This is a genomic window from Psychroserpens sp., from assembly GCF_045105015.1.
GTDB lineage: Bacteria > Bacteroidota > Bacteroidia > Flavobacteriales > Flavobacteriaceae > Psychroserpens.
The window spans coordinates 1-15,404 of the sequence record NZ_JBGCCX010000150.1 but is presented as its reverse complement, the minus strand read 5'-3'; the positions used below and the strand labels follow the sequence as shown (position 1 = coordinate 15,404).

7 protein-coding genes and 2 pseudogenes are annotated in these 15,404 nt (G+C 34.4%); all 9 read right to left on the bottom strand.

The features are described 5' to 3' along the window. Nucleotides 1-1,552, bottom strand: a pseudogene (locus AB8B90_RS11610) (hypothetical protein); the annotation flags it as partial. 126 nt (nt 1,553-1,678) lie between these two features. Then, a complete protein-coding gene (locus AB8B90_RS11605; RefSeq protein WP_405337049.1) occupies nt 1,679-4,024 on the bottom strand; it encodes a PKD domain-containing protein in 2,346 nt (781 codons plus the stop codon). A 28-nt stretch (nt 4,025-4,052) separates the two neighbouring features. Next, complete coding sequence (locus AB8B90_RS11600) at nt 4,053-4,874, bottom strand: family 16 glycosylhydrolase (protein WP_405337047.1); 822 nt, start codon at nt 4,872-4,874, stop codon at nt 4,053-4,055. Nucleotides 4,875-4,920: 46 nt separating this feature from the next. Then, entirely contained in the window at nt 4,921-6,339 is a 1,419-nt protein-coding gene (locus tag AB8B90_RS11595; protein WP_405337045.1) for a carbohydrate-binding protein, read from the bottom strand. Nucleotides 6,340-6,350: 11 nt separating this feature from the next. Then, nucleotides 6,351-9,512: a glycosidase gene (locus AB8B90_RS11590; protein ID WP_405337043.1), complete on the bottom strand. Its 3,162-nt coding sequence runs from the start codon at nt 9,510-9,512 to the stop codon at nt 6,351-6,353. Nucleotides 9,513-10,080: 568 nt separating this feature from the next. After that, nucleotides 10,081-10,971: a glucan endo-1,3-beta-D-glucosidase gene (locus tag AB8B90_RS11585; RefSeq protein ID WP_405337041.1), complete on the bottom strand. Its 891-nt coding sequence runs from the start codon at nt 10,969-10,971 to the stop codon at nt 10,081-10,083. Between the two features lie 12 nt (nt 10,972-10,983). Beyond that, on the bottom strand, nt 10,984-13,161 hold the full coding sequence (locus AB8B90_RS11580) for a hypothetical protein (protein ID WP_405337039.1): 2,178 nt from the start codon (nt 13,159-13,161) through the stop codon (nt 10,984-10,986). Nucleotides 13,162-13,173: 12 nt separating this feature from the next. Next, nucleotides 13,174-14,661, bottom strand: a complete 1,488-nt coding sequence (locus tag AB8B90_RS11575) for a RagB/SusD family nutrient uptake outer membrane protein (protein ID WP_405337037.1) — start codon at nt 14,659-14,661, stop codon at nt 13,174-13,176. A gap of 8 nt (nt 14,662-14,669) precedes the next feature. Then, nucleotides 14,670-15,404 (bottom strand): annotated as a pseudogene (locus tag AB8B90_RS11570) (SusC/RagA family protein); the annotation flags it as partial.

Below are 15,404 nucleotides of genomic sequence, written 5' to 3'. Positions count from 1 at the left end.
CTCCCCAATATCCAATGTATGACCAAGGATCGTCTTCTTCTATAGTCTCCCAATCAAAACCATCCTTTGTAACTCTGTAAGGGTTATAGCCATCGAAAGTTGTTGCGTTTAAAACTTTATGAATCATGCTTTCGATAAACTCTGGATAAGAAATTGCCAATGCTTCCCAGTTTTGAAAAATATCTCGCCAATTCCCTTCATAGTCCAAAATTTTAGAGCCGTCTATTTCACTTCTGGTATTAATAGAAAACTTATTCCAAGGTCTGCTTGGGTCTCCATGCCTTCTACTAAATTTTAAAGGTAAATACTCAAAACAAAGGCGTTTAAAAACGGCATCCGTATCTTGTTCTGCAAGGGTTTTTAAATAGTTTAAAGAAAATGATTCTGGTAAATTTTGTAACTGACTTTCTTTTGTACTGAAAAAAGCTTTATTCGCCTTTGATAAGTACTTTAAAAAATCGTCTTTTTCTATATTATAACCATCATCAAAAATACCACCTCTCATGATATTGAAAAGGGTGTTTGAAAAATGCCTTGTGTTTATTAAATTATCATTAGTAAGTTGTAATCCATCTGATGATGCCGTTAAGCTAATTAATCTTTTAGTGCCTTTTTCAATATTCCTGTTTACAAGACTAACAATATCTTTTTCGTTTTTTATAACTTCAGCTATTTCAACAACCCCAGTAATAGATTGATTTACATTAGCTACAAACATCCAGTTTTCAACTTCATTTGGTTCTAAACTTAAATCTGAAGAAATAAAATAAGCACCTTTTTCAGCTTTAACATCAACCTCTTGCTCCAACGCATTTTTACTTCTGAAGTTATCTAACTGTTGAGACGACAATAAATACAAAGGATTTTCTATTCCTGCAGACCAAATTATATTTGATTTTAGTGCCTCACTTGGTTCTGCTTTATCAACAATAAAAGCACTTAACGCATAAACACCAATACCTGTTTCAGAAAGTAATTCACTTTTCTTGTAAGCGTCAACTAGGTTACTTCTACCATTTTGCAAATCTGAAGTGACTCCAGCTGGAAGAATATTTTGAAGCCCGTCTAGAAAAGTAAGCTCTATTTTATCATCAGAATTATTAATAATAGTAGATTTTTTTACAAAACCAAACTGATTACTTGAATTCCATTGATACCTAAAAGTTAATCCTAAATCATTATTTGTTTCTTCAAAAACAACTTTATTCCCGTAACTGTTTTTGTACAAATTTCTTGAAATGTTATACAATCCCATCTGGCGAATTGAAAAAGGTTCCCAAATTAGGGTTTTACCGTTTTTATGAATTTGAAATATGGTTTTACTTCCAGTAACATCAGCTGATTCTGTTATCTTATCATCTGTATAATAAGGGAACAAAGACGATTCTGCATTTTTTCGTCCTGCAGTTAAACCGCCATTACTTGATATGAACATCCAGTGATTTGAATCACTAACTATGCTCATAAAAAATGGACGCATTTTATCACTATTCGAAATCTTATAGAAAGATTCGTTTTCAAAATTTACTAATTCTCCTTTTACAGTATTCATTTGGCTTGAAACTTTAGGTCGGTCTTTAAAAAATGTTGTACTCATTTTGCTTTACAAAAAAAAGGCTAGCTAGTTGGATACCTCTCCGCTAGCCTTTTTATTTTAAATATTACTAATCGCTAATTTTTATTCTAGACGTAAATCGTCAAAATAAAATATTTGTTCTTCTGATGTTGTTTGATTATCTGAACCTTCAGGGTTATCTGGCTTTATAACTAATTGGTTATAAGTTGAAGGTGATGCAGGTAAATTTATAAATGTAAACTCTATCTCTGTCCATGTATTAGCACCTCCAGAAACCTGTCTGAAAACAGGAGCAGGATTACCAGTTACAGGATTGGTTTGAGGGTCAAGTGCTAATTCAAATCTGTAAGTCACATCATTCAAATTTGAATATACTTTTATCTTAAATACCTTTGTAGTGATGTCTATTGTTCCAGCAGGAAAAGAATTTTGAACACCTCCCCAACGGTTAATACCACTTGATCTTACAACTCTTAGAACGTTATCTGAAACATTGATTCCTGATGCAGATGGATTCGTGGCTAAACTAGGAGTTACACCGCCATCTCCAATGCTAGAAAATCCAGAAATAAACGATTCACAGCTTTCAAAAGTCACTGGTAAAGTAGTTGCAGCAACTGCATCACCTGAACACCCAGTAGAACCTCCGCCACCACCAGATCCACTGCCATAAATTGCAAAGTCATCTATATAATACGTTTCGGCAACATTTTGACCTAATTCAAAAAATAGAACTATCCTATCAAACTTATCACTATCTTCTGGTGCAAAGTCAAACGTTAATTCTTGCCAAGTGCTTGCTGCGCCAGCAGTTACTGGTATTTCTACAGATGGCCCAGAATTGCCAAGTGCTTTATCTTCAAGCTTAACTACAACATTAGTATTCGCTGTTGGAGACCATACTTTTAATTTAAATCCAGAATTACTATTAAAGTCTAATTTGGTATCTAATTCAATTTGAGTATTTGCAAATGCCAAACTAGCATCTCTTACTATTTCTCCTACTTTACATGATTTATTTACATCGTTATCAAAATCCGGGTTATCTATAACAGTTAAAACACCACCGTCTGGAGTAACGCTTGCACTTGGGTCTGCTTGAAAAGTTAAATTAAAGTTTGTAGTACTAAGTGATTGTGTAGCATCTGGAGTACATGGGTCGCCAACACGCTCATAAAGCATGAAGTCATCGATATAATAGGTTCCCGATACATTTTGTGCTAACTCGAAGAACAACACAATTCTATCAAATTTATCGCTGTCTCCACTAGCAAAATCAAAAGTTAACTCTTCCCATCCATTTTCAACTGTAGTTACAGCTGCTGCTTCTGCAGATGGTCCTGCATTGCCAAGCGCTTTATCTTCTATTTTTACTAAAACATTTGTCCCTACTGTTGAAGACCATACTTTTAATTTAAACCCTGCGCTTGCATTAAAATCAAGCTTAGTATCAAACTCTATTTGATTGTTCGCAAATTGTGAATCTGCATCTCTAACAACTTGACCCACAAAACAGGACTCATTAACATCATTATCAGTATCAGGATTTGATATTCTTGTTAAAACTGAGCCTTCATCTAAAATTGAAGATGTCGAATCTTCAGCTAAAAAGGTTAAGTTAAAGTCTGCCGCACTTAAAGATTGTGCAGTTTCATCCACACATGGTGGTATTGGCGTTTCTTCTTGAACTACATTATCAAAGTAGAATGTTCCGGTTGCAGTCCCAGGGCCATCAACAAAAATTACCAGTTTTGGATAAGTACCTGAAGCTGAAAAATTAAAAGATAATTCTTCCCAACCTGTTCCGCTATGACTTACTGTAACTTCTGTAAATTCACTTTCAGAAATCTCAAGTTTTAGTAGTATGTTTAGCGCTTGGTCTGACCAGAAATCCATTTTAATAGTTTTCTCTGATGATAAATCAATTGGTGCTCCAAGTTCAAAAGCTATACCTTCAAAAGTTGCTCCATTATTGGTTATTGCCCCAACGTTATTAACATCGGTATTAGATCCTGAGGGGTCTGGGTTTTCAACAACAGCAAATGACGTTCCGCCAAATGTAGCGGCATCATAATTTGTGTTTTCACCATCGAAAGTAATAGGAATTGATATTATTTCAGGTATTAAAATGGTAATTTCATCTTGAAATGTATCTGATGATCCAGAAGCATTGCTAGATTCTAGAACAATAGTATAAGTACCATTTTCATATATTTTTTCTGGGTTTATTAAAGTAGAAGATGTTCCATCTCCAAAGTCCCAACTATAACTATCAGCATTTTCAGAAAGGTTTAAAAATGTTACCATTCCGTTATCTTGATTGATAGTATGCACAAAACCTGCTACGGCTTTTTCTGAAGCTGCATCATCGTCATCTTCACAGCCAAAAAACAAGGGTGTTATAATAAACAGCCAAATTATTTTATTTATTTTAATGAATTTTTTCATAATTTCTTGTTAGTTAATTTTTTTGCTTTTATTGATATACACGTACATAGTCTACGACCATAGTTTGTGGAAATTCTGTGTCTTCATCAGGAGATCCTGGAAGAAGTCCACCAACAGCCATGTTTAAAATAATATAAAAAGGCCCACGGTTAAACACCCATTCTCCTTCTACATCATCAGGAGTAATTTGGTTATATAAGTCGCCATCAACGTAGTAATTAACGTAATTTGGACCCCATTCTATTCCAAAAACGTGGAACCCAGTATCGAATCTACCATTAAGTAAACTATACTCTTTTGTTTCTGCTTGACCAGCAGAATAACCTGGTCCGTGAACACTACCAAAAACTGTTGTTGGGCGATCACCTACATATTCCATAATATCAATTTCACCACATAATGGCCATTCATTTACATCACAGTCGTTGCCTAAAAGCCAGAATGCTGGCCATAAACCTTTACCGTAAGGCATTCTTATTCGAGCCTCAAAACGGCCATATTGCTGCTCAAAAATACCTTGCGTTTTTAATCTTGCAGATGTATATAAGGCACCATCTATAGCTTCCTCTTTTGCTGTAATTAATAAAAATCCATTTTCAACTCTAACATTTCCAGGGTCATCAGTATAAAATTGTAATTCTTGGTTCCCCCAACCATCTCCGTTGGGGCCTCTGCCAATATCGTAAGTCCACATAGAAGAATCTGGCGCTCCTTCTGTATCAAATTCATCAGCCATTACAAGGTTTGTAAGTGTTGTTACGGTTTGCGTTTCGTCGGTTTCACAACTATTAATCATTAGCATAGTAATTGCCAATAAAGCAGGAAACAATAAATATTTTGTTACTCTCATTTTAGTCTTATTTTTAAAATTGTTCTTCATCATTTTCTTTAAGATTTTATTGCCTGTAGTAGTATACATTGTCAACAAAAATATCTGAAATGGTCGCATCAGTAATGAAGAAAATTAATCCCATTTGAGATACATCTCCAAGTCCAAAATCTGCAATTGGTATATCTAAACTTGTCCATTCGTCTCGTTCAAAATTACTTGAATCAAAAGGAATTGTTCCTGAAGTTTCGTTAGGAGTACCTACAGCATTAATTACTTGAATATTAATAAAATCACCTGGTTCTATTGCTTCATTTGGTTTAATATCTATGTGCAGATGTGTCATGTTTGTAACATTAAGCGGAGGGACATCTAAAAAAGTTCCAATGGCTACAAAGTTTAAATCAGTGTAGTTTATAATACCATCTCCAGCAACATCTAAAGGGGGCGCTCCTCCTTGTGTGGTTTGAAATGGTGCAAAAAATCCGTTATAATAATCTACAGGAACATTATTATATGCATCACTAAAAACTGAGATTACATTATTTAAATCTCTACTAGGTGGTATCGGCGCAAAATCAAAGCCTCCCTCAACATCTATAGTAAGTGATCCTGAAGCTTCAACATTAGATATTCCAGCAGAAATAGTTGCAGTACCCAAATCTAAAACTGATACAACTCCTAATTCATCTACTGTAGCAACAGAAGTATCAGAGGATTCAAAATCGTAATATGATGGTGTTGTTATTACTGAAACATTACCACCGAAAGGTGCGCTAAATGTTTGTGTAAGTCCTGTTAATTGAATAGGAATACCAAGAAAACCACTTTGTTCTATATCCTCACCATTCAAAATAGATGGGCGAGATTGTGCTATAGTTCCTAATTTTTCGAATTTTACTTCGTCTAACCAAAATGTATAAGCAAAACCTCCTGTATTCTGTGAACCTGCGGAATACCATAGCATTCCACGTTCTTCTAATAATTTAGAAGGGTCTGGGATTGGGATGATATATTTTGTCCAAGTTGTACCAAGAGTTAAATTAGTTCTTGTTACCTGATATTTATTTTCTAAAAAATCTTGTCCAAAGCCAACTTCTCCAATTGTAACACCTTGAGAAGCTTTAGCCCAAAATGTAAGCGCATCAAATTCTGTAAGGTTTCTACCAGCCCCATCTACTCTAAAAATTGCTCCTGCAAAATTTCCGTCTGGGTCATTAGCATTCGGTACGTCAAATCTCATAGATGCAGCACTTTCATATCCTTCGTCTTCATCAACAGTCCATGCTGTTGCTTTAGATCCTAAAAATGGAAAGTAAAAGTCTGTACCTAAACCAACTGGTGAATCTGTAAATATTTCTCCTTGCTTACCAAAAGTGGCAACTTCTGCTTCATCTGATAAATCTCTTTCACAACTAATTGTAAGCAAAAGTATTAAGATCAAATAGAGTGATATATGTTTTTGAATATTTTTAATGTTTTTCATTTTTCTAATTTTTATTTCCCAATGTTGATATGTACATACGTTCTTATTTCCCACTCTTGTCCATCATCAAATCCTACTGGACTTAATCTAGGTTCTGCAGGGAATGTATTTGGAAGCGCTGCATTAGGTGAAAATCTTGGAGAAAATTCATTAAGCGAACGCCAAGTACCTCGTATTCCAATTTTAGTGTCTGGTAGAATAAACCAATCAGGCTTACCTAAACTTGTTGAAATATCTAACATAAATTGTGCTGGGAAAGTTAAGTTGAAATCACGATGATAATCGTAAGGACCCCAGTCGTTAAGCTTAAATGAATGCTCAATTTTCCATTTATTAAGAATCATTCGAATATCTCCACCTAGTCTATTAATAACTCTTGCGTCACTACCATTTGCTTGACCATTACCAACATAAAAATTACCTATTAACGCTAAACTTGGACTTATTTTTGAAACAACACGAGAGTGTGCTTCCCATAAATCTTCAGCTGGTGCCGAATTGGCAAATGGTGCACCAATACGAGAGTTTTCGAAAAACCCTATTGCAGCATCCATTGTTGTTGGTAAACGACGATATACAAAACCAAGGTTAAATGCAAACTTAGATTTTTCACTGCGGTCGTTATCCCAAGCATAGAACCAAGATCCAGGAGTTGGATCATAAGTAAGTAATATTTCACCTGCAGTTGTTTTTCTATTTGCTCTAACTGCAAACGGGTCATCTTGTATATTTCTTAACCTAGCGGGTGCTGGTGCATCATTAGGAATTGCATCAACTAAAGGTTCTTGCCATAAAAAGTTTGGTGCAATTTGAAAGTCTCCTATGGTATATGTAAATCCTGTAAGGAAACTATTTTGGTTACCACTACCATTGTCTTTTAACTTCCAACCGGTAAATGTTAATGTCTGATCGAAGCCTCCATTTGCAACTAAACCTGCTGTAGCTCCAAGAGCATACCAGTTAAATTTACCTTTTTGATATGTAATTTTTGCTTTTGCTGCCCAATTGTCTTCAGTGCCAATTACATCATCAAAAACAGTGTAATTTCCTGGACCACCTTCTACATATTGAAATCCTCTTCCATTTAAAGGTTGTCCTCCCCACATACCTCCTAGTTGTACTTCAAAATTCCCAAGTTCTCTATCTAAACTTATTGTAGCTCTTCTCGTTTTTGGAACAGGTATTGCAATTGACGTTACTGCAGCTCCTGCATTATCTACATCTTCATGAAAAACTCCAGTAACTCCAAATTTCCCTAAATGAGTATTATATTTTAGCAAAATTGCTGGATTCGCTCCCCACCATAGTTGAGGTCCAAATGCCGCTGTTAGTCCTTTAAAAGCTTTGTGGCCTTCAACTTCCATACCTAGTATTTCTCCTTGATAGATATCTAAATTAGGTCCATAATTTGCTTCTGGATACAATCCAAAGAAATCACCTTCGTAGCCCCAATGGTAGTGTCCTGTTCTATAAAAACCTCTTACATCTGCATATTCAGTATTCCATTCATATTCTGCATTATAAACTTGAACACGGTTTACATCTGGTATTGTAATTACATCACCATCTTCTCCTCTAACTGAAACTGGACGTCCTCGATTTTCGTAAAAAATTTCATTAATAGGGTTTGCAGCAACATTACCTATTACATTAAAGTTTACGTTTGCCTTCATTTTTGAAGTAGGTTGTCCTTGAACACCTATGTAATATGACTGCATATGATCGAAGCCTAATTCATTTGGAAACGTTGCATCATTTGGGTCTGCTGAACTAGGTGTAGTAATTAATTCTCCTCCTGTATTAAATGTTGTGAATTCGGCTCTCAAATTACTAATACTAATTTTACTTCCGCCGCCACTTACACTTTCAAATGCCGCTTTATCTCCTCTAGCTCTTAGTACAGCATCTCTAATATTAATACTATTGAAATAGTTATTAATAAAATCAAGCGTCATTTCTTCATTGAATATATCTAAAGCGTGTGCATCTTTTAAAGTGTAATAAGAAGCACGAGGATATAAATCGTATAATCCTCTTTCATTGGTAGGACCCTTCGCACAGATACCAAACCATTCTTCGTTCATATTATTAGAGCCATTCTTAGTATCGTGATAATATCCGCCATTACTCCATGAAGCACCTGTTTCATGAGTGTCTGCATTTTCACGGTCATCAAAACCCAATTTCCACCAACCATCACTAAACTGGAAAGTGAAACCCCCAATAGAGTTTCCAACTTTTCCTAAACCGGCAGCATTTTCATAAATTTCCTTCCAATTTAGTAAGTTATAATATGCTTGCCAATATTGATCTTCTTCGTCAGAAAGCGCATTGTATGCATCTGCACCAAACTCTGTAAACATAAGTGCCATGTCTAACTGATCGTTAACTACTTTGAAAAAGTCTCCAAAGGATTCTCCTCTATAGGTATTGGCTCCATAAACATCTACATCTTTACATTCTTCTGCAATAATATCAATAAACAAAACATCACCATTACAAATTGCAACTGGGTGATTTGAGTCCATTGCTTTTATCTTTTTTGCAACCTCATTCATGAGTTTATACATTGGCCTACCTCTGTTTTCCCCAACTGCTCTTTTTTGTTCTTCACCTTCAGGAAAATCTTCAGTTTCTGCACCTTGCCAGAATAACCCATAATTGTTTTCGTTACCCATCATGTACATTAAAATACCTGGTACATCTTTGTAATCTTTTACCAATTGAATCATTTCAGAAACTAATAAGTCTTGCGTTTTTTTTTCTGAATAATCAGTAACTGGAGTCCATACACCATCTAGCGTTAACCCATAACGCCCAAATTGGTGATTTAAAAGCGTATATATACCGTACTTTTCATAGATGTAAGTAACCCATTTAGCTGGGACACCAACATATTGTCTTACAACATTGACATTCATGTTCTGTAACAGACCCATTTCGTTATCTAATCCTGCCTTGATTATTTCGTCGGTCTGTTCATAAAAATTAGCATTTGTTACATCAGTACCAATTGGAACGTAATCCCAATTAATACCGTTAATCATGAAATCTTTTCCGTTAACAACTAGCTTCTTGCCGTCATCGTTACTTACAATAGTTACTTTATCAGCTTGCGAAAAAGCAGTAATTGTAAATAAGAAAAGTAATAATCTTAGAAAATTGTTTTTCATAGTTCTATTTAGTTATTGAGTTAGTATTTTGAAAACATGTTTTTAGTTTTTAATGCTTAAAACAAATTGTCGTGGTATTCATTATTTTACGAATGAATTTAGTTCTAGACATTCGACAATGTTAAAATTAACTTAATTAATTACGAAGTCGATAAAAAATACCTCAACAAAAAACATACATGTTAAAAAAAGGAGTTGTTTATTGATAAAACCTTAATAAAATCCGTTAAAATGCTAAAATTGAATGATTAAAGGTTAATCTTAAATTAGCAACAATACTTGTTGTAGTGGTATTGTATAGGTAAAAAAGTGTTTTGTTGTATATATAATAAGCTACTAAAAAGTGTACTATTCACCATACTATTTAAAATCAACATTGAATACTACAAAAAAATGTTTCATTATCTTTATTACAAACCACCTATTTTTAGATGCTTTTAACAAAAACTATATTAAAAAAAGAACACACATTATAAAATTTTATTGAAACAACACCATACAAAAAAAACAAGGGTTAACTAAAACTGTTAACCCTTGAAATCTTAATTAAACAAACTATTTATTAATCTTAATCAGCAACTAAAATAAAATTCCAGTCGAATTCATTATTCCCATCAGTAGATAATATTGAAAATCCATTAGCTGACCTTTCAAATATTCTATAGGAATGGTCTCCTCCTATATAATAACCAATGAAAGCCGAATCACTCAATGTAAGTGTTTCAACTCCTCCAGGTGCAGTTAATGTCCAAAAACCTGTATAATCTGCATAGGAGTAATTTAATATATCTGCTCCGTCTGGTGTTCCATCTCCAGGGCCCCCTATTTCATTAATTAAACCTTCTCTACCAAATACATCTCCATTGGTTATATGTGTAAAAGTTCCATCAATATTAAAGATATATCTATCATCATTCATTCCTACACCATCTTTATTAGGATCACCGCCATTTGGAAAAAATTCACCTAACCTAGTAGTTCCTACTGGTCCCAATCCAAAGTAGTTAGGTACGCTATTATCTATTCTGAAAGTTCTAGAACTATTGGAAGTAAGCATTTCAATTAAATCTGCTGGTGGCTCATATAAAGCCTGAACTTCTAAATCAATAGTTTTACTTGTAGAAGCTCCTCCAGCACCGAAAGCGATAACAGTTACTGGGTAAGTAACCGTACCTAATGTTGTAAAAATATTTGATATACTTCCAGATTTTTGAAGCTTAGTTTGTCCTTGAACTACAAAATGATACGATATGGCATTATCAGCAGTTGCTGATAAAATTACCTCTCCACTACCTAAACCTGGTGCAGGACTTTCTACACCATCATCTATATAGGTAACGGATATTTCAATATTTGAAGGCGCAATTATACTGCCTACTTCTGCATCGTCTTCTTGACAACTACTAAAAACAAGTAATGCTGAGAAAAAGATTACTATTTTATATTTTATGTTTTTCATTTTTTAAGAATTTTAATTATGATAGTTAAAATCATCAATGTAAGCAGTAACAAGATCATTATTGTTTTCTCCATTTAACTGTAAAACAACTTTGTCTAAATCTGTTCTATCAACAGGGTCTGGATCAGTTCCGTTGAAGTTTAAATTTTGCCAGTTATCATTTATAAAGTCAAATGTTAGCTCCTGCCATTGGTCTAAAACAATATCCTTAACGATTTCTGTTTGAGTTTGCCATGCATTTCCACCTAAACTACTGTTCTGTAATTTTAATGATATTTGATTGTTTTGTGATCCTGTTACACTTGATGATGGCACATAAACCTTTAATGTAAACTTACTTTTTAAAGATATATCTATGTTAGGAGTAATGGTAAATTGAATGTTAGCAAAAGTTCCACCTGTGTCGTCATATTGTAAAACTGTTGCTGAATTATTACTTGCATCTATAAATGGATTAGCAAAAGCGTTATCCATTCCACAATCGTCTCCTGCCCAAGTTGTTATTGTTCCTCTTCCTTCAAAACCATCTCTAGCAAAAGGAGGGAATTCAGCTGCTGGAGCAGTTCCATAATAGAAATCATCAATATAAGCTGTAACTTCACTACTATTGTTTTCACCATTTAATTGTAAAACAACTTTGTCTAAATCTGTTCTATCAACAGGATCTGGATCAGTTCCATTGAAGTTTAAATTCTGCCAATTATCATTTACAAAATCAAAACTAACTTCTTGCCATTGGTCTAAAACAATAGTTTTAACTATTTCTGTTTGAGTTTGCCATGCATTACCACCTAAACTGCTGTTCTGAAGTTTTAATGATATTTGATTTGTCTCTGAACCTGTAACACTAGAAGAAGGCACATAAACTTTTAGAGTAAATACACTATTTCCTCCTGATAAATCGAAATTAGAATCTGCCACAAACTGAATATTAGCAAAAGTTCCTCCTGTATCAGTATACTCTAAAACAGTTGCAGAGAAATTATCTGCATTTACAAATGGATTAGGTAAAGCTGTATCTAGACCAGCTGCATCTCCTGCCCAAGTTGTAATGTTGCTATTTCCATCAAAATCATCAAACAAAAGAGGTTCTCCTGCTTCAACCGGAACTGTTGATTGTTTTATATTATCAACATAAAAAGTCCAATCTGAGCTTCCGTCTCCAACTGTTCCAAAATCAAAGAATAAAACAATTTTTTGGTATTCAATATCAGTTGAAATATCGCTTAAATCAAAAGCGGCTTCTTCCCAAGAACTAGTCCCGTTTAAAGTGATTTCTTTTTCAACAAATACCATATTATCGGTTTGATTCTCTAACTTCAAAATTAATTTACCACCTGGTCTTGGTGACCAAACATCCATAGTTATTAATTTTTTAGTAGAAAAATCCAATGGCGCTGATAATTCGATAACATTACCTGCCCAACCTTCTGGAGCATCTTTTATAATTTGAGCAACTTTAGCAGACTCATTTCCATTTGTATCTGGATTGTCTATTATAGCATTTGAAGCTCCTCCAAAACCATTAAAAACACTGGCGTCAAATATTTCAAAATCTATTGGTAACTCTGTTGGTTTTTCAATAGTTACAACTTGAGTGATTTCAGTCGTTTCCAACCCACCACTTAATGCAACTACACGTATTGTATAATCGCCAACTCCTGGATATTCAAAACTTACTGTTTCTCCTAAAGCTAACATAGTAGGCTCTTCATCCACATTAGATGTATCAAAAAACACATTAAATGAAGCCGCGAAATCTGCTACTGCTGATACGTTGAGTATAAACGGGTTAGAACCATCTATTTCAGCTGTTACCTCCAAATTTTCTGGTGCTCTAAAAGAAACTACTAACTCTTGCGTAGCTACTGTTTTTAATCCACTTATACCAACAGCCTCTAATTCAATAGTGTAAACACCTTCATCATAAGTATTATCTACACTTTCTCCTTGCTTAACACTTACAGGTTCTAATTCATCAACTCCTAATTTAATATTATAAGAAGCTGCACCTGTTGCGTTTGGAGTTATAGTTACTAACCCTGAGTTATCTTGAGCTATTTGAAAATTAGCTAAAACATCGCTAGGAGCCACTATACTATCAAGAAAGCTTAAATCATTATTATCATCCTCACAGCTCACAAAAAGCGCTATGACGATAAAACTAAATATATATTTTATTGTTTTCATATCTTATTTTTTTTAATTGTATCCAGGATTATTATCCCATCTATTTCCAGTTAACAAGATTTCTTCAATTGGAATAGGGAAAAGCTCATGTTTACCCGTTTGAAAACCATCTATAGCGTTAGCTGCTCGTCCTGTTCTAACTAAATCGAAAAAACGATGTCCTTCACCAACTAGCTCCACACGACGTTCTTTTAAAATATCATTTGTTAGGTTATTACCTGTTGTTGTTACATCAGGTAGCATAGCTCTATTGCGAACTTCATTTAAATAACCTTGTGCTCTTGAGTCACTTATATTTCCTCTGTTTAGAGCTTCTGCAGCCATTAACAAGACATCTGCATATCTTATAGCTCTGTAGTTATCTGGGTTAGTTAAAGCTGCATCTCCTATATTTAAATCCCCTATTCTAGCCATAATTTTTAAATTAAAATAGCCTGTTTGTTCATATCCTTGTGACGAGTCCCATGATGATCCTGGATTATCAGCAACATATTGCTGTGCATCTAATATTGAATATTGTAACCTTAAATCACCTGGCTCAAAAGCATCTACAACTTCTTGTACTGGAACATTAAAACTATATCCGGCATCTAGTTTTCCGTTAGAATCAACAAAACCTCTTGGTCCATTAAAATAAGACGCATAATTACCTTCAAGACATTGGAAACATTCGAAACTACCACCATCAACATCAGAGTACTGTATTTCAAAAACAGACTCAATATTGTTTTCGTTATAACGTTCAAATAAATCTGGATACTCTTCTGAAGTCAATAATCTATGTGGTCCATTGTTAATCAGGTTTTCTAGCACTGTAGCAGATTCTGTAAATTTATCTTGATATAAATATACTTTCCCTAGTAACCCTTCAGCAGCACCTTTAGTAATTCGTCCTGTTTGACTCTGCACATAAGGTAAATTAGCTGCAGCAAAAATTAAGTCTGCTTCTATAAGTGCATAGATTTCTGCTTTAGGTGTTCTATCTATTCCAAATTGATCTCCAAATTGAATTCTCTCATCTATAGCAAAAGGCACATCTCCCCACCATTTTACAAGTATAAAGTTATAATAGGCTCTTAAAAAACGTGTTTGCGCTATAACGCTAGTTTTATTTGCAAAATCTGTTTTATCTTGGAATTCCATGATATAATTACAACGGTTTACCGCTTCATACATCCATTGCCACATGGTTCTTAAGCCACCGTCACCTTGACCTACAGCAGAGTGAATCATATCATCAATTTGTTGAAGATATGGGGAATCTATTGCGCTTTCTCCTCCACACAAAGTGTTGTCTGAAGCTATTTCAGCAAATTGAACAAACTTAGAAGTAGCTTGTAAATAATCATATGCCGCTACTAAAGCGTCTTGATAATCTTGTACTGAATTGAAAAAAGATTCAGAGTTTTTATCTTCGGATTCTACATCTACAAAATCATCACCGCAAGAAAAAACGGTAAGGGCTGCAAAGAGAACATAAATAATTTTTAGATTTTTCATAGTCTTAATTAAATTTTCATGTTAACACCTAATAAAAATATACGAGCACTTGGATAAATACCTTGGTCTATTCCTCCACCAATTGGCGCTCCTGTTCCTGCTGTAGGGTCGTAACCACTATATTCTGTTAGAGTGAATAAGTTATTTCCTTGAATGTAAATTCGCAATTTCTTAATCTTACCTTCTTCATTATTAAAGGTGTAGCCTAATTGTGCGTTTTGCAAACGTACAAATGAACCATCTTCAACATAATAATCAGAGAAAACGGTATTTGAAGTGGCACCAATTGATACTCTTGGGTCTGTATTGGTTGAACCCTCACCTGTCCAACGTCTTAAATAAGAAATTGGTTTATTTACTAATTGCTGATTACGTTCATAATTACGAACAATCTCGTTACCTACAGATGCAAATGCATAGGCTGAAAAATCCCAGTTTTTGTAATCAAAAGATAGGTTAAGTCCCATAGTGGCATCTGGCAAAGGATTTCCTAAATCTACTCTATCATCTAAATCAATAACGCCATCACCATTTTGATCAATAAACTTAAGATCTCCTGGTTCTGCAGGAACATCTGTTACCGCTGAATTATCAATTTCACTTTGACTTTGGAATACTCCATCTGTTTGATATCCAACAAAATAACCTAAAGGAAATCCTGCTTCCATTCTAGATATATCTGGCTGAGATATACCGAAACCTCCGCCTTCAAGGAATTCTCCATCTCCACTTACAGAAATAAC